22 protein-coding genes and 1 pseudogene are annotated in these 18,610 nt (G+C 62.2%); 8 read left to right on the top strand and 15 right to left on the bottom strand.

All coding sequences use genetic code 11. The features are described from left to right. Nucleotides 1-36 precede the first annotated feature (36 nt). Nucleotides 37-1,359 (bottom strand): aspartate aminotransferase family protein, encoded by a 1,323-nt coding sequence (locus RBA41_RS05125; RefSeq protein ID WP_306621687.1) that lies wholly within the window; start codon nucleotides 1,357-1,359, stop codon nucleotides 37-39. 132 nt (nucleotides 1,360-1,491) lie between these two features. On the opposite strand from RBA41_RS05125, the gene RBA41_RS33415 reads away from it, so the two are divergent. Both RBA41_RS33415 and RBA41_RS05115 read left to right on the top strand, forming a co-directional pair. Continuing rightward, the gene (locus RBA41_RS33415; protein WP_374709484.1) at nucleotides 1,492-1,770 is read left to right on the top strand and encodes a hypothetical protein; all 279 of its coding nucleotides are present in this window, start codon (nucleotides 1,492-1,494) and stop codon (nucleotides 1,768-1,770) included. A 288-nt stretch (nucleotides 1,771-2,058) separates the two neighbouring features. Continuing rightward, nucleotides 2,059-2,514: a cache domain-containing protein gene (locus tag RBA41_RS05115; RefSeq protein WP_306621685.1), complete on the top strand. Its 456-nt coding sequence runs from the start codon at nucleotides 2,059-2,061 to the stop codon at nucleotides 2,512-2,514. 44 nt (nucleotides 2,515-2,558) lie between these two features. Here the strand turns inward: RBA41_RS05115 and RBA41_RS05110 are convergent, their stop codons facing one another. Then, complete coding sequence (locus RBA41_RS05110; protein ID WP_306622048.1) at nucleotides 2,559-3,611, bottom strand: porin; 1,053 nt, start codon at nucleotides 3,609-3,611, stop codon at nucleotides 2,559-2,561. A 285-nt stretch (nucleotides 3,612-3,896) separates the two neighbouring features. On the opposite strand from RBA41_RS05110, the gene RBA41_RS05105 reads away from it, so the two are divergent. Next, complete coding sequence (locus tag RBA41_RS05105) at nucleotides 3,897-4,451, top strand: carboxymuconolactone decarboxylase family protein (protein WP_306621683.1); 555 nt, start codon at nucleotides 3,897-3,899, stop codon at nucleotides 4,449-4,451. 31 nt (nucleotides 4,452-4,482) lie between these two features. On the opposite strand, the gene RBA41_RS05100 is transcribed toward RBA41_RS05105, so the two are convergent. Both RBA41_RS05100 and RBA41_RS05095 read right to left on the bottom strand, forming a co-directional pair. Further along, nucleotides 4,483-4,725, bottom strand: coding sequence for a hypothetical protein (locus RBA41_RS05100; protein ID WP_306621681.1), 243 nt, complete (start codon nucleotides 4,723-4,725; stop codon nucleotides 4,483-4,485). A gap of 57 nt (nucleotides 4,726-4,782) precedes the next feature. Further along, nucleotides 4,783-5,544: a hypothetical protein gene (locus RBA41_RS05095; protein WP_306621679.1), complete on the bottom strand. Its 762-nt coding sequence runs from the start codon at nucleotides 5,542-5,544 to the stop codon at nucleotides 4,783-4,785. 464 nt (nucleotides 5,545-6,008) lie between these two features. Between RBA41_RS05095 and RBA41_RS05090 the strand changes: the two genes are divergently transcribed. Continuing rightward, a complete protein-coding gene (locus RBA41_RS05090; RefSeq protein WP_306621677.1) occupies nucleotides 6,009-6,455 on the top strand; it encodes a hypothetical protein in 447 nt (148 codons plus the stop codon). A gap of 88 nt (nucleotides 6,456-6,543) precedes the next feature. Here RBA41_RS05090 and RBA41_RS05085 read toward each other — a convergent pair whose 3' ends face one another. From RBA41_RS05085 to yjgA, 7 genes and pseudogenes are all read right to left on the bottom strand, one after another. Further along, on the bottom strand, nucleotides 6,544-7,122 hold the full coding sequence (locus tag RBA41_RS05085) for a hypothetical protein (protein WP_306621675.1): 579 nt from the start codon (nucleotides 7,120-7,122) through the stop codon (nucleotides 6,544-6,546). Nucleotides 7,123-7,502: 380 nt separating this feature from the next. Further along, on the bottom strand, nucleotides 7,503-7,700 hold the full coding sequence (locus RBA41_RS05080; protein ID WP_054268373.1) for a hypothetical protein: 198 nt from the start codon (nucleotides 7,698-7,700) through the stop codon (nucleotides 7,503-7,505). A gap of 47 nt (nucleotides 7,701-7,747) precedes the next feature. Continuing rightward, nucleotides 7,748-8,848: a saccharopine dehydrogenase family protein gene (locus RBA41_RS05075; RefSeq protein ID WP_306621671.1), complete on the bottom strand. Its 1,101-nt coding sequence runs from the start codon at nucleotides 8,846-8,848 to the stop codon at nucleotides 7,748-7,750. A gap of 10 nt (nucleotides 8,849-8,858) precedes the next feature. Then, a complete protein-coding gene (locus tag RBA41_RS05070; protein ID WP_167087523.1) occupies nucleotides 8,859-9,125 on the bottom strand; it encodes a hypothetical protein in 267 nt (88 codons plus the stop codon). A gap of 100 nt (nucleotides 9,126-9,225) precedes the next feature. Beyond that, a complete protein-coding gene (locus RBA41_RS05065; RefSeq protein ID WP_306622046.1) occupies nucleotides 9,226-9,894 on the bottom strand; it encodes an alpha/beta hydrolase in 669 nt (222 codons plus the stop codon). Nucleotides 9,895-9,912: 18 nt separating this feature from the next. Next, a pseudogene (gene mog / locus RBA41_RS05060) lies at nucleotides 9,913-10,530 on the bottom strand (molybdopterin adenylyltransferase); the annotation flags it as partial. Then, on the bottom strand, nucleotides 10,508-11,122 hold the full coding sequence (gene yjgA, locus RBA41_RS05055) for a ribosome biogenesis factor YjgA (RefSeq protein ID WP_099875119.1): 615 nt from the start codon (nucleotides 11,120-11,122) through the stop codon (nucleotides 10,508-10,510). The gene yjgA and the pseudogene mog, both read right to left, overlap by 23 nt. A 92-nt stretch (nucleotides 11,123-11,214) precedes the next feature. On the opposite strand from yjgA, the gene pmbA reads away from it, so the two are divergent. The 3 genes from pmbA (at nucleotide 11,215) to RBA41_RS05040 (ending at nucleotide 14,593) form a co-directional block, all read left to right on the top strand. After that, a complete protein-coding gene (pmbA, locus tag RBA41_RS05050) occupies nucleotides 11,215-12,567 on the top strand; it encodes a metalloprotease PmbA (RefSeq protein ID WP_306621668.1) in 1,353 nt (450 codons plus the stop codon). Nucleotides 12,568-12,759: 192 nt separating this feature from the next. Beyond that, the gene (locus tag RBA41_RS05045; RefSeq protein WP_306621666.1) at nucleotides 12,760-13,845 is read left to right on the top strand and encodes a TRAP transporter substrate-binding protein; all 1,086 of its coding nucleotides are present in this window, start codon (nucleotides 12,760-12,762) and stop codon (nucleotides 13,843-13,845) included. 100 nt (nucleotides 13,846-13,945) lie between these two features. Continuing rightward, nucleotides 13,946-14,593: a glutaredoxin family protein gene (locus tag RBA41_RS05040; RefSeq protein ID WP_306621663.1), complete on the top strand. Its 648-nt coding sequence runs from the start codon at nucleotides 13,946-13,948 to the stop codon at nucleotides 14,591-14,593. Between the two features lie 40 nt (nucleotides 14,594-14,633). Here RBA41_RS05040 and RBA41_RS05035 read toward each other — a convergent pair whose 3' ends face one another. Both RBA41_RS05035 and RBA41_RS05030 read right to left on the bottom strand, forming a co-directional pair. Then, nucleotides 14,634-15,245 (bottom strand): OmpW/AlkL family protein, encoded by a 612-nt coding sequence (locus tag RBA41_RS05035; RefSeq protein WP_306621662.1) that lies wholly within the window; start codon nucleotides 15,243-15,245, stop codon nucleotides 14,634-14,636. A gap of 113 nt (nucleotides 15,246-15,358) precedes the next feature. Further along, the gene (locus tag RBA41_RS05030; protein ID WP_306621660.1) at nucleotides 15,359-16,489 is read right to left on the bottom strand and encodes a M14 family metallopeptidase; all 1,131 of its coding nucleotides are present in this window, start codon (nucleotides 16,487-16,489) and stop codon (nucleotides 15,359-15,361) included. 164 nt (nucleotides 16,490-16,653) lie between these two features. On the opposite strand from RBA41_RS05030, the gene RBA41_RS05025 reads away from it, so the two are divergent. Further along, the gene (locus RBA41_RS05025) at nucleotides 16,654-17,058 is read left to right on the top strand and encodes a GFA family protein (RefSeq protein WP_306621658.1); all 405 of its coding nucleotides are present in this window, start codon (nucleotides 16,654-16,656) and stop codon (nucleotides 17,056-17,058) included. A 93-nt stretch (nucleotides 17,059-17,151) separates the two neighbouring features. On the opposite strand, the gene RBA41_RS05020 is transcribed toward RBA41_RS05025, so the two are convergent. Further along, the gene (locus RBA41_RS05020; protein WP_306621656.1) at nucleotides 17,152-17,412 is read right to left on the bottom strand and encodes a DUF2442 domain-containing protein; all 261 of its coding nucleotides are present in this window, start codon (nucleotides 17,410-17,412) and stop codon (nucleotides 17,152-17,154) included. A 102-nt stretch (nucleotides 17,413-17,514) separates the two neighbouring features. Next, nucleotides 17,515-18,606, bottom strand: coding sequence for a TRAP transporter substrate-binding protein (locus RBA41_RS05015; RefSeq protein WP_306621654.1), 1,092 nt, complete (start codon nucleotides 18,604-18,606; stop codon nucleotides 17,515-17,517). Between the last annotated feature and the right edge of the window lie 4 nt (nucleotides 18,607-18,610).

Below are 18,610 nucleotides of genomic sequence, written 5' to 3'. Positions count from 1 at the left end.
GCGCCGTAGCGGGCGCCGGCCGGCCGCCCGCTCGGCTCAGTCGAGCGCGGCGGCGATGGAATCGGACAGGCGCGACACGATTTCCGACAGGTCCGCTTCGGTCGCGATGAACGGCGGCGCCAGCAGGATATGGTCGCCGTGCACGCCATCGATGGTGCCGCCCATCGGGTACACCATCAGGCCATTGGCCATGGCCTTGGTCTTGACCGACGCGTGCAGCTTGCGCGCCGGGTCGAACGGCTGCTTGCTGTCGCGGTCCTTCACCAGTTCGAGCGCCATCAGCAGCCCGCGCCCGCGGATGTCGCCCACGTTCGGGTGCGAGCCGAATTCGGCCTGCAGCATGCGGCGCAGCGATTCGCCGCGCAGCCGCACGGCGGCCAGCAGGTCGTCGCGCTCGATCACCTTTTGCACCGCCAGCGCGGCGGCGGCGGCCACCGGATGGCCGATGTAGGTGTGCCCGTGCTGGAACGCGCCGCTGCCCTTGCGCAGCTGGTCGACCAGCGCGCGCTGGGCCAGCACCGCGCCGATCGGCTGGTAGCCGGCCCCGAGTCCCTTGGCGATGGTGACGATGTCGGGCGAGACGCCATCCTGCTCGATCGAGTACATGGTGCCGGTGCGGCCCATGCCGCACATGACTTCATCGGCGATGAACAGGATGCCGTAGCGGTCGCACAGGCTGCGCACGCCGCGAAAGTAGCCGGGCGTGGGCGGAATCGCGCCGCCGGTCGCGCCCACCACCGGTTCGGCCACGAAGGCGATGATGTTCTGCGGCCCGCTCGCGTGGATCTGCTCGTCGAGTTCGCGCAGCAGGGCGCTGGTGTACTGGTCCTGGGTCTGGTCGGGCAGGCGGTCGCGGTATTCGTAGCAGGGCGCCACGCGCGCCACGTCGATCAGCAGGGGCGCGAAAGGGCGGCGCCGCCACTCGTTGCCGCCCACGGCCAGCGCGCCGAGCGTGTTGCCGTGGTAGCTCTGGCGGCGCCCGATGAATTTGGTGCGCTGGGTCTGGCCGGTCTCGACGAAATACTGGCGCGCCAGCTTCATCGCCGTTTCCATCGCTTCCGAGCCGCCCGAGACGAGGTACACTTGGCTCAAGCCGTCGGGCGCGCCGGCGATCAGGCGGTCGGCCAGTTCCTCGGCCACGTCGGTGGTGAAGAAGGCGGTGTGGGCGTAGGCGTTGCGGTCGATCTGGCGGTGCATCGCGCTCAGAATGTCCGGGTGGCCGTGCCCGAGCGAGGACACCGCCGCGCCGCCGCAGGCATCGATATAGGTTTTCCCCTCGCTGTCGCGCACCAGCATTCCCTGGGCGCTGACGGCAACCGGCGGGGTTTGCCGGAGATTGCGGTGCATCATGTGACTCATGGCTTCCTCATCGCTGAAATTGTTGATGCTTGACAATAAACGGAGAACGTCCCGATTCTTTTGATTTATCCCCGGGGCTGTGCGAATATTTTTACTTGCGGCAATAAACGCAACAGAGGAAAGGCAAGCACCATGATCGACCGACTCGGGCCCTTGGCTCCGGAACAATTCACGGCCGCGCAGCAGGCGGCGCAGGCCATCATCGACGGCCCGCGCGGGGCGCTGTACGGGCCGTTCGTGCCGCTGCTACACAGCCCGGAGCTGATAATAGACGGGCCATCAATACATGATTTACTTGGCGACCATCGCTCCCAGTCCAAGCGCAAGGAGGTCTACTCAGGTAACGGCTTGGCAGGCGACACTGGGACAGCCGTCCGCGCTGCATTCATCGTCGTCGCCAGAAAGGTGTAGTAGCCGTTGATGCCTGCCAGGTCAATGACGCCCTGCCCGCCGACGCGTTTCAGCGCCGCCAAACAGGTGCTCCAACAGGTCGCTATTGAGCGTGACGGCGAAAGGCACCAGGCCCAGGGCTTGGTCGCGGCGGCGCTGCTGTCATTGGGTAAGGGATTGCTGTCGCGCCGGACGGACAAATCGCTGTTGCCCATCGTTTCTAGTAAAAAAAGCTGCTAATATTAATGAGAACCTGCAAGGTTCACCGGGCCAGAATCGGGCTCCATGACGCAAACCGGAGGGGGCATTATGAAGATTTTTTTCAAAGCGTTAGCGATGTTTGTTCTCGCCATCGGCATGCAAGCCGGCGCCGCCGCGGAAGAGAAACGCACGCCAGAGGAAGCAATCGCCATGGTAAAAAAAGGGGTTGCGTATTACAAGGAAGTGGGCCGTGAAAAAGCTATAGCCGCATTCAATGACCCCAAAGGGAAGTTCGTCGACGGCAGCCTGTATATCTTTGCCTACGACATGAAGGGCATCAACCTGGCCAGCCCCAATCCAAGAATTATTGGCCGCAATATGTATGAAGTGAAAGACCAGAATGGTGTGCGCACCGTCAAGAGCTACATCGACGTGGCACAACAGAAAGGCAGCGGCTGGGTCGATTTCGTCTGGCCCCATCCGCAAACGGGAGCGCTGCAACCGAAGTCGGCGTATATTGAAAAGGTCGACGATATCCTGATCGCTTGCGGCATCTACAAGTAAGACAATCCCAGCACGGCGGTCCCCCGCCGTGCTCCAAACCCAACTCAGAACCGGTGGCGTACCCCGGCTGCGAAGCTGCGGGCACGGGACGATGCGGTGATCTTGTCGGACATGAAGATCGTGTATAAGTCGGTGCGCTTGGACAGGTTGTGGTCGTACCCGACACTGACCGTATCGCGTTTGAGGTCTGCCGCGAGCAAGTTGCCGCCACGTTCGGTATTGGCATAGCCGACCAGGATGGCGCCGCTGGCGGTCGGCACGCTTGCCCCCAAGGTAAATGTCTTGTCGTCCATCTCGCGGGCGGCGGCGGCATCGTCATTGTTTTTTCGGTAAGTGACGAATGCCTTAAGCACCGAAAAATCGTAGCGTGCACCCAGGTAGAAGCCGGTTTGCTTTTCGATGCTGCTGTAATCGTTTGGCGCTTTGGTGGCGTCGAGGATCGGCAGGCCGCCATTCGGATTACTCACCCGCACGGTATGGTAGACTGCGGTCAAGCCGAGCGGACCATTATTGTAGTAAGCGTTGACTGCGACGTTCTTGTTGCTGCTCTTGCCGGCTTGCTCGCCCGGCGCATAATAGAAATTGAACTGGAAGTTATTCACCACCGGCGTGGAATACTGGATCTGGTTGCTCCAGCCGCTATCGCCAGCCGTGGTGGCGACCCATTTGCGCGCACCGACAGTTCCGGTCGGCACGTAGGTGTGCAGGATCAGCGGGGAAAACTGGAAGGAATCGCCGAAGGGGTTAAATAGCACGGCAGGCAGGAAACTCGGCGCGCTGGTGCGCCCCACCGTGATTTTTCCGAAACTGCCCGACAGTGCGACGAAGGCGTCGCGCGAGAACAGGTTGTCGCCGCCGAAGCGCCCCGAGGCGCCGGTGTCGGCAAGGAAGAAGCCGTTGAGCATAAACTCGGCTTTCAGGCCGCCGCCCAGATCCTCGACGCCGCGAAAGCCAAACCACGAGGTCGACATGCCGCCATTTTGCACCACCGTGCGGCGTGCAGGTTCACCGCTATACTGCAACGATCCAACATACTGATCGACCAATCCACCGATTGTTACCGACGACTGGGCAGATGCCCCGCCTGCCGCCAACATCAGAATACCGCCCCATACCGCCGTTGCCGTTTTCGACATCTCAATATCTCCTCAGTATTTTTGTCATCGAGATCCATTGCACTTGGAAGCTGGTGGTCCGGCAGCGAGGTGTTCGGCCGGAGCCACTGAGTCCAGTATAGCGTCGCCATGAACACACATTTTCGGGGGCCATGGAATTTTTTCATGAATCTGCACACCTCGAAAAAGCAAAACAAAGTACGATGAATTTATAATTAATTTTGCTATGCATTTGCGAAATATTTCCGCCGTTGGGAACATTCTTTGATGAGAGAAAGACTAGGCCCCATCCCCTTCGAGCAGCTCGCGCCGCAGCAGAAGGCCGTCGCCCAAGCCATCATCGACGGCCCGCGCGGGGCGCTGTACGGGCCCTTCGTGCCACTGCTGCGCAGTCCCGAGCTGATGGAAAGCGCGCAGCGCATGGGCGAATACCTGCGCTACCGCAGCGCGATCGGCACGCGCCTGTCGGAGATTGCCATCCTGGTGACGGCGCGCGAATGGGACCAGCAGGTCGAATGGGCGATCCACGCGCCCATTGCCGAGCGCAGCGGCATCGAGCCGGGCATCGTCACGGCCATTGCCCAGCGCCGCAAGTCGCCGGCGATGCTGGTCGATGAAGCGCTGGTGTACGATTTTTGCGTGGAGCTGCACAGGAACAAGCGGGTCAGCGATGCGACCTATGCCAACGCACTGGCCCTGTTCGGCGAAAAAGGCGTGGTCGATTTGATGGGGATCAACGGGTACTACACGTTTCTGGCGATGGTGATGAATGCGGCGCAAACGCCAGCGCCGGCATCGACGGCGGTGCCGTTGCCGGAATAAAGGTTCTGTCGAACGTCGGCAAGTGCCGCACTCACGTGCCGTCGTCGGCAAGCTCCCGCAGCACTGCGACGGAAAACGCTGACTCGCCGAACAGGGCTTTCTGCTGTTCGGAGTTCAATGGCTTTCCAGTCAGACTCACATGGATTTTTCCGTTCACCGGAAGGATTTCCCGGTCATCGGGGACCGCAGCGGCGGCGATTTTCTTTCGCAGCGCGGCCGAGGCGCGCTTGTACGTAGCAAGCTCGTTTGCTTGCTCTTGATTGAGTGTGCTCATGGCTTTTCACTTTAAGTGTCGTTGCAGGAATAGTTGCTTTCGTGATCGCAAAAGCGGCTAAAATGCTGCCACTGTCGTGCAAAGATAGTTTAGCAGAATTGACCATGATGGACTGTTCGAGCGCAAATCGAATAGCATTGGCCGCGCGCTGCCACATGCTTTCCACCATTCGGGCGTGCGTGCGGTGACTTCTTGCACTGTACGCAAACCATGCATTGCCGCAGACGGATGCCGGCTTATTTCCGCGGCGTTGACGGCGGCATCGAAGCCCAGTTTGGGCCACACCCAGTAGCCGACGAGTGCATCGGGATCGTCTGGTTGCAAAGGCCCGCGTCCGGCTGCAAATAGCTGGATATGGGAAAAACCGAGCCGATAGGCCGTGACCACCATCAGGCCGAACGCGACAGTGCCAAATCTGCTTGGGGCTTCGGAGCGAAGCATCATTTGATCAATGTGCAGAGCCTTGCTCCAGACGCCAGGAGTCGTTTCCGAACGAAAAGCAATCACACTATTTTGCTCACCCTCCATGACGAGCGAATTGGTGGATTGAATGTTTATGCCGGATGGCGCGTTGCCATGTTCGTTCAAATGGAGTGACCGTGCGATCGACCCGTCCGGCATCATAAAAAGGCGCGCGCTCTGTTTTTCATTGAGCTCGCTTGTCCCGCCATCCTGCAGGTCAAGCGCGATGGTGTTCAGCCTGTGTCCCAGCGTGTCATAGAGTTCGCCTTGGAAGTAGTCGCGTGCGATGGGGTGGTCGAGCAGGATTGCCTCGACTTTTCTTACATTGTGCTCGTCGAACCTTGGCTCAATGATCATGATAGGACCTCTCGTATATGGCTCAATTCAATAGCGCGGTGCCGTGACGCTGCATACGATTTCCAGGATGAGAAAGCGTCAGTGATAGCGCGGACTGCAGGGATGAGTCCTGTCAGCGTACGCGACATCATCTCGCGCGCACAGGTCGCTTTAAGGGAAACCCGCGGGGACTGTATCCGGCTCAACGATTGCCCCAACATATTGAACTTTCGCGGTTCGATGGCCAGTGGGGCTATCATTCAGGCTCGACGGGCATCTCATTTGCTTGCGGATGCGCGCGCGCGGTATTGGAGGCGGCCGCCTGCAGCAGATCAGCGATTCATCACCGGGAGTGCTTGCCGCGCGCAATTGACGGGCGACGCGAACAGGCCGCTCCGAGCTACGCGACGGCAACTGTAAATGGCTCAACGATGTTTCCAGAATAGTGAACTTCTTTAGCGCTTTTGGCCGCTAGGACGAGATAGATGACATTCGATCGTGTATTAACCGTTCATGTTTTTTACGACGGCAATTTGCTCGGCATCGCCGAGCTGGACGGCGTTCCGCATATTTATGCGAACGGGTACATGTATGGCATGGAAGAGCGTGACGATGAGATCTATTACCTGTCGCCGATCGCACCCGGGCTGCTGGCCCTGGTGATGGAAGACTGGGCCATCTGGCGCCGCTATCTCGCCGCCGGCGGAACGCCGGACGCGGCCGATGCCAGGCATCCGGCGCTGGCACGCGATCGCGCACGGCATGACGCGTTGGAACTGGCCATCGGCGACAGGCTGGCGACCGACCCCGGCAACCGAAAGCGCTTCAAGGCCGCGTTCTGGCCACCGGCCTCGCTGCCCGACCCGCAGGCCCTGTGGGACGGCCAGCGCGTCCAGTGGACGCCTTGCGACACCCCAGCGGCGCCCGGATGACGCAGCGCCGCTTTAAGCGAGCGTTTCTGGCGACGGCGGTGATAGCCCGACGGCCGCGCCGCGCGCCGCATCTGCGCCCGATTCGTTGCTACTGCGCTACGAGCTTGATATCGATCAAGGTCCAGCTGTCGCCACTCGACTCCTCGCCACCGTTGTAACGGACTGAGCAGTGCCAGTGACTCCGAAGCATGGCGGCGAAGCTGTTATGCGCGTCGACATAGGACCGAATGACGTAGGTTTGTCCGGGCTGTTTTAACGTTGTGTAGTCCGACGACGGAAAGACTGCGCTGGCGGGTGCCTTCAGGCTCGCTTTAACGTAGCGTTGGCACATGAGATACGCCATCGTTTTCCGGTCCTTGTTTTCGAACTCCGCGGCGGCGGCGGCGGCCTTTTCGGCGGCCTGCATTTCTTTTGTCTTCGCAGCCTCAAGGGCATCCGCCTCTGCCTTGAGCTTGGCTTTCGCTTCCGTGTCCGCCCGCGACTTCACGTACGATTCCGGTTCGAGTACCGCCAGAAGGATGGAAATGGAGATAAGGGCAGCGAAAAAACCGGCAACCGCCGCCTTGAGGTGTCCTTTGCCCTTACCTCGCCGCTGCGACGAATTCGACACGTAGCGCCATGCGAAAAATCCTGCCGCAAGTCCGATGAAGAGGATGAGAATGTCCATTTTTTCGCTGAAGAGTTGGTATGACGTATTCTCACCGATTGCAGAAGTTTCAACAGGAAAATGTTTCCACTCGGCTTCACGTCGCCATCGCTGTCGGGGCATGCAAGGCCCGAAGCGCAGAGCGCTGTCTTCTGGATCGTTCGCCTGGCCACCGGGTTGGCGGCAACATCGTTGTCGTCGGTGAGCAACACCACTGGCGCTTCAGCCGGCACGCCTGGGGCGGCGGCAACAGACACCGGCATGGCCGGTAAGAAAGAGATGAATGGCGCCTGGTCGCGTCCTGACCGTCAAGCCTGTTAGCGCGTCACGGCGCCATTCTGGTCGTCGGCGTCGCCGCCTGACCCGGACGCCCTGGATGCGCCCGATACAGCAGCGCCGCTTTAAGCGAGCGCTTCCTTCGCGGCTTCTTCCGGCGTCAAGCCATCATAGAACTGGTCGGTAAACCACTCGACCTGTTCCTCGATATGGTCCTGCGCCTGCTTCTGGGTTGCGCCGCCGGCCACCAGGAAACCTTCCACCTCGATGCACCAGTGAATCAGCGCCAGGGTTTCTTCGTCGAGTTCTTCTTTCTTGGCCATGGTTTTACCTCTTCAAGCGTTGTTGTCCGAGTACGGATCATAACCGATCACTCGCCGAGGTCGGTCACCATCCCCCACTTGCCAAACTCCGGTTCAAACTCCGCCAGGCTCAGCTGGCCGACGCTGGTGAAGGCGCCGATCTTGTCCAGGGTGCCCGCCGCCAGCCGGCGCGCCAGCAGGACCGCGGCCATGCACGGGATTTCCGGGCCGTGATCATGATCGGCCGCGATGTGCCAGGCGCGCTGCACAGGCGTGCCGCCGGCGTCGAGGCCGCGCACGCGCACCACCATCCCGCCCAGCGAGGAGCCGAGGAAATTGAAGCCATCGGCGGCGCGGTTGAGCAGGGCGGCGAAGCGTTCGGGACGCGGCACCAGCCCCATGCGGCGCAGGCCCGCCAGCGCCGCCATGCCGCGCTGGCTGATGCCGATTTCGAGCGCGGCGCGGAACATCACCGACTGCACACCCGCGTAATGGGCCGGGAACAGTTCGAGGTCGGGAATGTCGCACAGCGACGCCAGGCGCGGGCGCAGGCGCGCGTACGCGACCGTTTTGGGCGCCGCCCAGCCCAGCTGGGTGGTCCAGCGGCCATCCTGCCACACCTGGATCGGGGCGCCGCAGTAGCTCAGCACCGCTTCCATGGTGGCCACCCCGCGCGGGGCGGTCTGGGCCGGGGCGATGCACATGTCGATCGATGCAATGCTGCGCCAGCCCGCCGTCAGATGGTCGACCACGGCCGACGACATGGCCGGCACGCTGCTCGCACCCGTGATGGCGAGGCGATTTTGCCGGCGGAAGGCATCATCGAGCGCGCCCGGAAAGTCGCACACGAAGCGGCGCCCGTCCGCCAGGTCGATATAGTGGGCACCCGCGGCGGCCGTGGCCAGCGCGGTGCCGTAATCCTGTTGCTGGAAAGGGCCTGCCGTGTGGATGACGAGTTCGGCGCCGAGGGCGCGCAGCGCTTGCGTCAGTTGGGGATCGTGGAGGTCGATGCGCGCCGCGGCGGCGCCGTGCCCGCAGGCGCTGGCCAGGGCGCTGGCCTTGTTCAGGTCGCGCCCGGCGACGATCAGTTCGATGCCCGGGCTGGGCGCCAGGGCACGGCAGATGCGGGCGCCGAAGTTGCCGTATCCGCCGAGAACGACCGTTTTCACCTTGAGTGGATCAGGCCGCGAGGCCCTTGGCCAGCAGTTCGGCGACGACTTCGTTGAGGTCGGTGTCGCGTTCCTTGGCCAGGGTTTGCAGTTGCAGCACCAGGTCGCTGTTGAGCTTGACGGCGAAGGGAACCAGGCCGAGCGCCTGGTCGCGCTTGCGCTGTTCGCGGCGGTCGACGGCGGCGTTGTCGGCGTTGCCGAATCCGGCTGCGCCCGGGGCGACCATCTTGCCCATCAATTTTTTGGCGTCACTCTTCGCCATGCCGGTTTTTTTCATTGTCTGCCTTTGCTATCAAAGAACGCATTCTACGCTCTCCGGGCGGACACGGACTGAAGTTGCACGATTGGCCGCCGGGGGCCGCCCCCCGGCGTTTGCATCAGGCCAGGACTTTCTTGAGCCAGACGCCGATATGGTCGATCTCTTCCTGGCACAGCGAGTGCTGCATCGTGTAGTCGTGCCATTCAAGCTGGTAGCCCAGCGACTTGAGCAGGTCGCGCGAGGCGGTGGCGCGGGCGATCGGGATCACGCCGTCGTGTTGCCCGTGCACCATGAAAATCGGCGTGCCCAGACTGGCTTCGGAACGCTCGGCGGCGATCTTGTCGGCCAGCGGCACGTAACCGGACAGGCACATCAGCCCGGCCAGCTTTTCCGGATGGCGCAGGCCGGTCTGCAAGGTCATCGCGCAGCCCTGCGAGAAGCCCGCCAGGATGATGCGCGAGGCTGGAATGCCACGCGCCTTTTCGCGCGCGATCAGGGCCTCGACCTGCAACTGCGAGGCGCGCAGGCCGGCTTCGTCTTCGCGCCGGCCGAGGTCGGCGTTGACGATGTCGTACCACGAGCGCATCACGTAGCCGCCGTTGACCGTCACCGGCATCGTGTTGGCATGCGGGAAGACGAAACGGATGCCGGGCAAGCCTTTCAAGTCCAGTTCGCTTACCAGCGGCACGAAGTCGTTGCCGTCCGCGCCCAGGCCGTGCATCCAGATGATCGCCACCGTCGGGTTCGGGGCGGTGTCGATTTCGATGTTTTCTAACAGTTGGGTCATGGGTTGTGTCTCGGTGGACGGCGCGGGACGCAGCGCCGATTTCGGCCGGAATGCCTTGCACACGGCCGGGTTGGTTTCCATATACGGTCCGCCGATCAGGTCGACGCAGTAGGGCACGGCCGCGAAAATACCGCCGACCAGTTGCTTGCCGTCAGCATCTTTCAGACCTTCGAGGGTTTCCTTGATCGCCTTCGGCTGGCCGGGCAGGTTCATCACCAGCGCGGCGTGGCCGTCGATCTCGCGCAGGACGGCCGTCTGGCGCGACAGAATCGCGGTCGGCACGAACTGCAGGCTGATCTGGCGCATCTGTTCGCCGAAGCCGGGCATTTCCCGGGTGCCGATGGCGACCGTGGCCTCGGGCGTGACGTCGCGCCGCGCGGGGCCGGTGCCGCCCGTGGTCAGTACCAGGTGGCAGCGCGCCAGGTCGACCAGTTCGACCAGGGTCGCTTCGATGCGCGCCCGTTCGTCGGGAATGAGGCGCGTTTCGATGCGGTAGCCGGTGGTGATGGCGCTGGCGAGCCAGTCGGCCAGCGCCGGCAGGCCCTTGTCTTCGTACACGCCGCCGCTGGCGCGGTCGGAGACCGACACCAGCCCGATCACCAGCTCGGTGGGATTACTCGTCGTCGGACTCGTCATCGATCGGCTCGCCGTCCTCGTCCTCGTCCACCGGCTTGGCCGCGGCCTTGCCCTTCTTGTTGATATCCTTGAGGATCTGGAAGATCTCGCGGTAGGCCTTGGGCGGCTTGTTCTCGGCCTGTTCCTTGCGCGCGTTGCGGATCAGGGTGCGCAGGTGCTGCACATCGAGTTCCGGATTTTCTTCGAGCAGCACGGTCAGGGCCTTGTCGTCGGCCAGCAGCTTTTCGCGGCGCCGTTCGAGCGCGTGCAGGGCCGCGGTATCGGCCTTGGACATGCCTTTCCAGCTATCGATGGTGCGCTGGATGACGGCCACTTCTTCCTCGTCGAGGGTGCGCATCTTCTTGCCGACGAACTGCATCTGGCGACGCCGTCCCTCGTGGTTGGTGATCAGCTGGCAAGCCAGGATCGCATCGCGCACGTCTTCGGGCATGGGAACGCGCTTGACGCGGTCGCGCGCTTCGGCGACCAGTTCTTCGCCGAGCTTTTGCAGCTCGCTCATCTGGCGCTTGAGTTCGGACTTGGACGGGCGTTCGTATTCTTGCTCGAACTCGGACGATTGGAAGCCGCAGGCGCCCCGGTTTGGATTTGGCATGATATGGTTCCGATAGGCGTAAAGCCGATCAGTAAAAACTGTAAACGACTGCTATCATACCCGTTTAACCGGACAGCCGAAGAAAACACCACATGAACGACTCCGTCTTTATCCACACCCAGGATCAGCTGCAGCAGCTGGCGCGCGACGTTTTGGCCTTTGCCAGGGAGATGGGCGGCACCGATGCTGCCGTCGACATCAGCGAGGGCAGCGGCCTGTCAGTGTCGGTCCGGCGTGGCAAAATCGAGACGATCGAGCAGAATAAAGACAAGGGCATGGGCGTGACCGTGTATATCGGTCAAAAACGGGGCAATGCCAGCACGTCCGATTTTTCCCCGGCGGCGCTGCGCGCCACGGTGGATGCGGCCTACAACATCGCCCGTTTCACGGCCGACGACGACTGCGCCGGCCTGGCCGACGCCGACATGCTCGAAATGAAGCCGCGCGACCTGCGCCTGTGCTACCCGTGGATGATCTCCACCGAAGAAGCGGTGGTCCTGGCGCAGCGCGCCGAAGCGGCCGCCTTCGACGTCGATGCGCGCATCACCAACAGCGAGGGCGCCAGCGTGCACGTGCAGCAGTCGCACTTCGTGTCGGCCAATTCGCGCGGTTTCGCGGGCGGCTATCCGTTCTCGCGCCACACCCTGTCGGTGGCGCCGATCGCCGGCAAGGGCGCCAGGATGCAGCGCGACGACTGGTACACCTCGGTGCGCGACCCGAAAAAGATGGCCCAGCCCGAGGCAGTCGGCCGCTACGCCGCCGAACGCGCCCTGGCGCGCCTGAACGCGCGCAAGCTCGATACGCGCACCTGCCCGGTGCTGTTCGAGGCGCCGCTGGCGGCAGGGCTGCTCGGCGCCTTCGTGCAGGCCACTTCGGGCGGCGCGCTGTACCGCAAGTCGACCTTCCTGCTCGATTCGCTGGGCCAGTCGGTATTCCCTTCGCATATCCAGATCCTGGAAGACCCGCACGTGGTCGGCGCGGTCGGCTCGGCCCCGTTCGATGAGGAAGGCGTGCGCACCGTGCGCCGCAATGTGGTCAAGGATGGCGTGGTGCAGGGTTACTTCCTGTCGTCGTACTCGGCGCGCAAGCTGGGCATGAAAACCACGGGCAATGCGGGCGGTTCGCACAACCTCACCATGAGCTCGACCCAGACCAAACGCGGCGACGACTTCGCCGGCATGATCAGGAAGATGGGCCGCGGCCTGCTGGTCACCGAACTGATGGGCCAGGGCACCAACTACGTGACCGGCGACTATTCGCGCGGCGCCTCCGGTTTCTGGGTCGAGAATGGCGTGATCCAGTATCCGGTCGAGGAAATCACCATCGCCGGCAACATGAAGGATATCTTCCAGCAGATCGTCGCCATCGGCAATGACGTGCTCATCCGTGGCAACAAGCAGACCGGTTCGATCCTGATTGAAAAGATGGTTGTCGCCGGCGGCTGATCGCTGCCGATGCCCTTGCGCGTGGGTACCTTGTGCCCACGCGAAACACCCCTCCCGATTCTCCCCTCCGCTCTGTAAGACTCCTGTAAGATAAATTACATTGCATGCTTGCCTAGACGCAAATACACTAGCTCCAGCACCATGGCACTGGTGGTTTTTCCGTGACGTAAACACTTCAGGAGACACAGACATATGGAACGTCGTTCCTTTATTAAAAAAGCGGCAGTTGGCGCTGCAGCGGGCGCAGTCGCCGCACCGGCGCTGGCACAGTCGCAACCAACCATCACCTGGCGCCTTGCCAGCAGCTTTCCCAAATCCCTGGACACCATTTTCGGCGCGGCCGATATCCTCACCAAGCGTGTCTCCGAGCTTACCGGCGGCAAGTTCAACATCCGCTCGTTCGCGGCCGGCGAAATCGTGCCGGGCCTGCAAGTGCTCGACGCGGTCCAGGCCGGCACTGTGGAAATCGGCCACAGCGCGTCCTACTATTACTTCGGCAAGGACGCCACCTTCGCCTTCGACTGCGCGGTCCCGTTCGGCCTCACCTCGCGCCAGCACACGGCCTGGTACCAGGAAGGGGGCGGGCGCGAACTGACCCGCAACTTCTTCAAGGGCTACGGCATCGTCAACTTCCTGGGCGGTAATTCCGGCACCCAGATGGGTGGCTGGTTCCGCAAGGAAATCAAGTCGGTGGCAGACCTGAAGGGTACCAAGATGCGCGTCGGCGGCTTCGCCGGCAAGGTGCTCGAGCGCCTCGGCCTGGTGCCGCAGCAGCTCGCTGGCGGCGACATTTATCCTGCGCTGGAAAAAGGCACGATCGACGCGGCCGAATGGGTCGGTCCTTACGATGACGAAAAACTGGGCTTCTACAAGGTCGCGCCGTATTACTACGCGCCGGGCTGGTGGGAAGCGGGCGCGAGCTTCTCCTTCTACGTGAACATCAAGGAATGGGAAAAGCTGCCCAAGGAATACCAGGCGGCGCTGGAATGCGCCACGTATGAGGCGCACGTGGGCATGCAGGCCGAGTACGACGCCAAGAACCCGGCGGCGCTGGCACGGCTGATCAAGAACGGGGTCAAGCTGCGCACCTTCTCGAAAGACATCATGGATGGCTGCTACAAGGCGGCGCAGGACGTGATGAACGAGGAAGCGGCCAAGAACGCCAAGTTCAAGGCCATCTACGAGCCATGGAAGCGATTCCGCCAGGATCAGAACATGTGGGCGTCGGTGTCCGAAGCAGCCATGCTCGACTACATGATCAAGGCCGGGCGCAAGTAACGTGACGTTCCAACCGCTCGCGCGTCCTGCGCGCGAGCGGCGGCAGGGCTGCGTGTGAAGCGAAGCGCTTCACGCGGCACTGTTATCCATCAGATTCCTCATGAAAAAAATACTCTTCCTTGCCCTGATCGCCGGCGGCGCCTTCTATGCCTACAAAACCGGGCGCCTGTCCGGCGGCGGCAGCGGCGCGTTCGACAAGGACGGCAAGCCGACCGTGATGCTGTTCACCAGCGCCGAGTGCGGCGACCCCTGCGAGAAGATCCGCAATGAACTGAAAACGCGCGTGCCGACATTCGAGGAAGTGGTCCTTACCGAGCCGGATAACAAGTACCGCGTGAACGCACTGCCCACGGTCATCGTGGGCAAGCAGCGCGCCGTCGGCGACGATGTGCACGCCCTGGCCGGCATGCTCGGCGAAGTGCTGGGCAAGGATGCGCTGACCCGGCGCGAACGCATCGTCATGGCCAACCATTTCGATGCGCAGGACAAGCCCAAGGTGGTGCTGTACGGGACCAAATGGTGCGGCTACTGCAAGGCGCAGCGCGAACTGTTCGAGGAAAAGAAGATCCCCTTCGAGGATGTCGATGTCGAGGCATCGGAAGCCGGCGCCATCGCCTACAACGCGCTCGAAGGCAGCGGCTATCCGCTCACGTATGTGGGATACCGCCGTTTCGGCGGGTACAAGGAAGCGGAGATCCTGGCGGCCGTCGACGAACTGACGAAACAGCCGCAGGCCAATCTGCGCTGACAGGAAGGGCGCCCCGCCGCGGCAGGCACGCCCTGTTACATCAGAAGCGGTAACCGGCGCCCACGGCGATCAGGACCGGGTCGACCTTCACGGTGCTGACCCTGGCGCCGGAGATCATCACATCGCTGCGGATATTGAGGCGCTTGATGTCCAGGTTGAGCGACCAGTTTTTATCGATCCTGTAATCCACGCCGGCCTGCAGGGCCAGTCCCACGCTATCGTTTTCCAGGTCGCCGGCGCCGTTCAGCAGCCTGACCTTGGAGATGCGCGTGTAGTTGATACCGGCGCCCAGGTAAGGCTTGAACTGGGCGATCGGGTTGAAGTGGTACTGGCCCAGCAAGCTTGGCGGCAGGTGCTTGAAGGTGCCGATCTTGGCGCCGTCGAGCATCACATCGTGTTTTTGCGGATAGGTCAGCACCAGTTCGGCCGCAAAGTTGGGCGTGAAAAAATAGCTGACGTCGACTTCCGGAATGGTCTTGTCGGATACCGAAATGCGGTCCGATGCACCGACGCCGCCGACCGGCGTCGCTTTATCGGCCGGGTTCAGGTGCGCGGCGCGTGCGCGCACCAGCCATTGTCCATCCTGGGCATGCGCTTCAACGGCAACCAGGCCCAGCATGCTCACTGCCACTGCTAACAATTTGCTCTTCATCACAACTTCCTTCTTCGTTTGTCATTGGGTATGGAAGAAGTTTATTGATTGGCCTCAACAAAATCGTTGATGTGAATCAAAAAGCCGACGCAATGATGAAAAGCCGTATCGCATCAGGCCGGATGGCGCAGCGAGCGCAGGATCGGTTGCAGCACCGCGGCGCCCAGGCGTGCGCTGCGCGCGCCGTCCCAGCCGCAAATCGGATCGGGATCGTTGGCGTTATCCTTGAACGGCAACTCCAGTGTCAGCGACAGGCAGCCGAAGGCGTGCGTGATGTGCGGCGAACCCATGGTGAGGGTTTCGTCGGTGTAAGGCGAGTCGCCGTAACCGTGCACGTCCTGGAAATCCGGGCTGGCGATCCTGAAGTCGTCGGCGAAGCGCTTTTCCTGCGCCGCCTGCTCCGGCGTGAAGGTCGGCAGCGAGTCGCTTCCGGCCGCGAACACGTAAGGCAAGCCCTCATCGCCATGCACGTCGAGGAACAGGTCGCAGCCGGTTTCCTTCATCTTGTTCTTGACCACAAACACTTCCGGGCTGCGTTCCATGGTCGGCGTATTCCACTCGCGATTGAGGTTGGCGCCGGCCGCGTTGGTGCGCAGGTTGCCGTGCACCGAGCCGTCCGGGTTCATGTTCGGCACCACGTAGAACACGGCTTCCTTGAGCAGCTGGCGGCCGAACGCGTCGGCCGGGTCGAGCAGGGCGTCGAGCATGCCTTCGACGAACCACTCGGCCATGGTTTCGCCCGGATGCTGGCGCGCGATGACCCAAACCTTTTTCTTTGCGGCCGGGTCGCCGATGACCAGCACGTTCATGTCGCGTCCTTCGACGCTGCTGCCCAGGTCGAGCATGCGTACCTGTTCGGAGAGCTGGGCGCGGTCGAGCAGTTCGAGGTGGCGTTCCCACGAGTAGGGCTCGAAGTAGGCGTAGTAGACGCTGTCCATCTCCGGCGTGTGGCAGATCGTCATGACCTCGCCGTCGAAGCTGGTGGGCACGCGGAACCACTCCACGCGGTCGTAGCTGGCCATGGCCTGGTAGCCTTCCCAGCCGGCCGGATAGGCGCTCTTGCCGGCGTTGAGGAAGCGGATCGTGCACGCCTCGCCCTGCGCGCCTTGCAGGCGGAAATAAAACCACTGGGTGATGTCCGCGTGCGAGTCGCTGCGGATGTTCAGGTCGATCGAGGAGGCGCTGGTGGCGCTCACGATATCGATGGCGCCGGCGTCGAACTGGCTGCTGATTTTGATAGACATGGTGTGTCCCTGGCTGGTGAATGAGAGGCGCGGTGCTGCTTGTGTTCCTGCTCCTGCGCGAGGCGCCATGATACGCCTTCAGCTTACATCGACGTTAACAGGGCTGAATTTGTCCTGTTTTGGATTTACCCTGAGTGTTGAATTCAACGAGAAGGAGAACGGCGATGAAAAAGACCTATCACGGCAGCTGCCATTGCGGCGCGGTGCGCTACGAAGCCGATATCGACCTGAGCGAGGGCACCAGCAAGTGCAATTGCTCGATCTGCCGCAAGGCGCGGAACTGGGAAGCGGTGATCAAGCCGGACGCCTTCCGCTTGCTGTCGGGAGAGGAGCAGCTGAGCGATTACCAGTTCGGCACCATGAGCGGGCATCATCTGTTTTGCAAGCAGTGCGGCGTGCACTCGTTCGGGCGCGGTTACGTGGAGCAGCTGGGCGGGGCATTGGTGGCGATCAGTGTGGCCGCGCTGGACGACGCGACGCCGGAAGAGCTGATCGCGGCGCCGGTGAATTATATGGATGGGTTGAACGATAACTGGGGGAATACGCCGGCGCAGACGCGGCATTTGTAATATCGGCTGTGAGCAGGCATGGGCCAAGTACGGTAGCGTTCGATCACCATCGTCGTTCCTGCCACTGGCAGAAATGGCAGTGGCCAATGCAGCTCAGCAATCGTAATTCATGCTATCGCGCGGATAGGCCATCGGATTGCGGATCGCCTCCAGCGTCAGGTCGACATCGAGCTCCGGCCAGTACACCCGTCCGGCGCTCACGCACCTGACCCGGCAAATCTGCGCAATGGTCGCGTGCTCGAAGACCGGAAACTCCACAAACGGCAAGTACAGCTCTTCCTCGCCACACTGCAGCCAGAAGCCGTGCGGGCTCAGGCTCGTCACGTCGGCGCAGGAAAAATAGATGCCATCCATAAGTCAATCCCCGGTAAGCGACGCACCCAGGCAGGGTCGCCCGCATCGAAGGTATCAAATGCGCCGGCCGATTCGTTTGACCTGGCGCAAATGAGCCTAAAGCTATTTTCTTCCTATCGAAATCATATAGTTCTGCATCACCTGCTCCGACACCGAGGCCCACATGTTCTGGTCGTTGCGGAACCGCTTCCACGGATCGTACACTTTTTTGAACTTGGCGTTCCTCGACGCTTCCTCTTCCATGACCTGGGTCGAGATCTTGTACGCCTCGTCCATGATCGCCCTGGAGAAGGTGTGCAGCTTGGCCCCGTTCTTGATCAGGCGCGCCAGTGCCTGCGGATTCTTGGTGTCGTACTCGGCCTGCATCGTCACGTGGCACTCGAAACTGGCCGCTTCCACCGCCGCCTTGTATTGCGCGGGCAGCTTTTCCCATTCCTTGATATTGATGTAGAACGACAGCTGCGGCCCGGCTTCCCACCAGCCCGGCGCGTAGTAGTGCGGCGCCACCTTGGCCAGGCCGAGCTTTTCATCGTCGTACGGGCCGACCCACTCGGCCGCGTCGATCGTGCCTTTTTCCAGCGCCGCATACACGTCGCCGGCCGGAATCTGCTGCGGCACCGCGCCCATGCGCTCCATCACGCGGCCGGCGAAACCGGCGATGCGGATCTTCATGCCCTTGACGTCGGCCAGCGACTTGATCTCCTTGCGGTACCAGCCGCCCATCTGCGTGCCCGTGTTCCCGGCCATGAAGTTGACGATGCCGTAGCCCTTGAAAAAATCGCGCATCAGTTCACGCCCGCCGCCCTGGTCGAACCAGGCGCTCTGCTGGCGCGAGGTGAGGCCGAACGGCACCGCGCAATCGAAAGCAAACGTGGCGTCCTTGCCGAAGTAGTAGTACGACGGCGTGTGGCCCATTTCGACCGTGCCCGCCTGCACCGCATCCATCACCTGCAGGCCCGGCACGATATCGCCGGCGGCGAACTGGCGGATCTGGAAGCGCCCGCCGGTCAGTTCCGCCACGCGCCGGGTGAATGCCTCGGCCGAGCCGAAGATGGTATCGAGCGACTTGGGAAAGCTCGACGTCATGCGCCATTTGACTTCAGGATTGATCTGCGCCAGCGCCAGCGCCGGCGCGGCGACGACGCCGGCCGTGGCGCCGATCGCGCTTTTGGTGAGGAAGGAACGACGTTGCATGACA

Origin of the sequence: Massilia scottii (assembly GCF_030846495.1) — a bacterium.
GTDB lineage: Bacteria > Pseudomonadota > Gammaproteobacteria > Burkholderiales > Burkholderiaceae_D > Telluria_A > Telluria_A violaceinigra.
Note: the sequence above shows the minus strand (reverse complement) of the source record. Positions and strands in the feature narration are given on the sequence as shown.

Bases quoted from the DNA above. Each gene is read 5' to 3' on its own strand.
- RBA41_RS05125 (WP_306621687.1), bottom strand. From the start codon at position 1,359: ATGAGTCACATGATGCACCGCAATCTCCGGCAAACCCCGCCGGTTGCC.
- RBA41_RS33415 (WP_374709484.1), top strand. From the start codon at position 1,492: ATGATCGACCGACTCGGGCCCTTGGCTCCGGAACAATTCACGGCCGCG.
- RBA41_RS05115 (WP_306621685.1), top strand. From the start codon at position 2,059: ATGAAGATTTTTTTCAAAGCGTTAGCGATGTTTGTTCTCGCCATCGGC.
- RBA41_RS05110 (WP_306622048.1), bottom strand. From the start codon at position 3,611: ATGTTGGCGGCAGGCGGGGCATCTGCCCAGTCGTCGGTAACAATCGGT.
- RBA41_RS05105 (WP_306621683.1), top strand. From the start codon at position 3,897: ATGAGAGAAAGACTAGGCCCCATCCCCTTCGAGCAGCTCGCGCCGCAG.
- RBA41_RS05100 (WP_306621681.1), bottom strand. From the start codon at position 4,725: ATGAGCACACTCAATCAAGAGCAAGCAAACGAGCTTGCTACGTACAAG.
- RBA41_RS05095 (WP_306621679.1), bottom strand. From the start codon at position 5,544: ATGATCATTGAGCCAAGGTTCGACGAGCACAATGTAAGAAAAGTCGAG.
- RBA41_RS05090 (WP_306621677.1), top strand. From the start codon at position 6,009: ATGACATTCGATCGTGTATTAACCGTTCATGTTTTTTACGACGGCAAT.
- RBA41_RS05085 (WP_306621675.1), bottom strand. From the start codon at position 7,122: ATGGACATTCTCATCCTCTTCATCGGACTTGCGGCAGGATTTTTCGCA.
- RBA41_RS05080 (WP_054268373.1), bottom strand. From the start codon at position 7,700: ATGGCCAAGAAAGAAGAACTCGACGAAGAAACCCTGGCGCTGATTCAC.
- RBA41_RS05070 (WP_167087523.1), bottom strand. From the start codon at position 9,125: ATGAAAAAAACCGGCATGGCGAAGAGTGACGCCAAAAAATTGATGGGC.
- RBA41_RS05065 (WP_306622046.1), bottom strand. From the start codon at position 9,894: ATGACCCAACTGTTAGAAAACATCGAAATCGACACCGCCCCGAACCCG.
- yjgA (WP_099875119.1), bottom strand. From the start codon at position 11,122: ATGCCAAATCCAAACCGGGGCGCCTGCGGCTTCCAATCGTCCGAGTTC.
- pmbA (WP_306621668.1), top strand. From the start codon at position 11,215: ATGAACGACTCCGTCTTTATCCACACCCAGGATCAGCTGCAGCAGCTG.
- RBA41_RS05045 (WP_306621666.1), top strand. From the start codon at position 12,760: ATGGAACGTCGTTCCTTTATTAAAAAAGCGGCAGTTGGCGCTGCAGCG.
- RBA41_RS05040 (WP_306621663.1), top strand. From the start codon at position 13,946: ATGAAAAAAATACTCTTCCTTGCCCTGATCGCCGGCGGCGCCTTCTAT.
- RBA41_RS05035 (WP_306621662.1), bottom strand. From the start codon at position 15,245: ATGAAGAGCAAATTGTTAGCAGTGGCAGTGAGCATGCTGGGCCTGGTT.
- RBA41_RS05030 (WP_306621660.1), bottom strand. From the start codon at position 16,489: ATGTCTATCAAAATCAGCAGCCAGTTCGACGCCGGCGCCATCGATATC.
- RBA41_RS05025 (WP_306621658.1), top strand. From the start codon at position 16,654: ATGAAAAAGACCTATCACGGCAGCTGCCATTGCGGCGCGGTGCGCTAC.
- RBA41_RS05020 (WP_306621656.1), bottom strand. From the start codon at position 17,412: ATGGATGGCATCTATTTTTCCTGCGCCGACGTGACGAGCCTGAGCCCG.
- RBA41_RS05015 (WP_306621654.1), bottom strand. From the start codon at position 18,606: ATGCAACGTCGTTCCTTCCTCACCAAAAGCGCGATCGGCGCCACGGCC.